The organism is Micromonospora sp. RV43 (assembly GCF_001029515.1).
Taxonomy (GTDB): domain Bacteria; phylum Actinomycetota; class Actinomycetes; order Mycobacteriales; family Micromonosporaceae; genus Micromonospora; species Micromonospora aurantiaca.
On the sequence record NZ_LEKG01000109.1, the window covers coordinates 25208 to 26354 of the forward strand.

The 1147-nt window shown below is 73.2% G+C and carries 1 protein-coding gene; it reads left to right on the plus strand.

Translation table 11 applies throughout. The features are described 5' to 3' along the window. Window positions 1-99: 99 nt before the first annotated feature. The coding region (locus ABD52_RS23880) for a CpaF family protein (protein ID WP_047893310.1) at window positions 100-1147 on the plus strand (1048 nt) is incomplete at its 3' end.

Consider the following 1147-nt stretch of genomic DNA (forward strand, 5'->3'; position numbering starts at 1 on the left):
GGCGTGGACACGTACCCGCCTCGCCCAAGCTTTGCGCGCCCTCGCCGCGTCCGTCGCGGCCGGCGGGCGGCCCGCCGGTGCGGCGCTGGAGGTCGTGCGGTGACCGCCCCGACGCTGAACGGCGGCACGTCCGCGGCGCCGCCGGAGGTGGTGGCGCGGCTGCGGGCCCGGGTGAGCGACCGCCTAGCCGCGCACGGCGCGCAGCTTCCCGACGGCGAGCGGCACGCGGTGATCGCGGGATACATCGCCGAGGAACTCGTCGTCCACGCCCGCGAGGACATCTCCGCCGGCCGTGTGCCGCTCACTCCGCAGGCCGAGGCGGCCCTGGCGCGGGCGTTGCGGGACAGCTTCACCGGCCTGGGCGGCCTGCAACGGTTGATCGACGACCCGCGGGTGGAGGACATCTTCGCCAACGGCTGCGACAACGTGTGGATCCGCACCACCGACGGGCAGGTGCAGCGAGTGCCGCCGGTCGCCGCCTCCGACGACGACCTGATCGACCTCGTGCGGATCGCGGCGGCGCGCAGCGGGCAGGAGGAGCGCCGCTTCGACCGCGGTTCCCCCGGCCTGTCGCTGCGGCTGCCCGGCGGGCAACGCCTATTCGCCGTGATGGCGGTAGCGAAACGCCCCTCGCTGTCGATCCGCCGCAACACCCTGCACCGGGTGACCCTGGACGACCTGCTGCACCGCGGGGAGATCACGGTGGGGTTGGGGGAACTCATCCGGGCGCTGGTGCGGGCGCGCAAGAACATCGTGATCTGCGGAGGCGTCGGCGTCGGCAAGACCACCATGCTGCGCGCCGCCGCCGGCGCGATCAGCCCGCACGAGCGGATCGTCACCGTCGAGGACGCCTACGAACTCGGCCTCGACGAGGACACCGACGCCCACCCGAACACCACCGCCCTGCAGCAGCGCGAACCCAACCTCGAAGGCGTCGGCGGCATCGACATGTCCACGATGGTGCGCTGGGGCCTGCGGATGCGCCCGGACCGGGTCATCGTCGGCGAGACCCGCGGCGCCGAGGCCGTACCCATGCTCCTGGCCATGTCGCAGGGCAACGACGGCAGCATGTGCACCCTGCACGCCTCCTCCAGCAAGCAGGCGCTGACCCGGCTGGCCATGTACGTCATGCAGGCGCCGGAGAAGT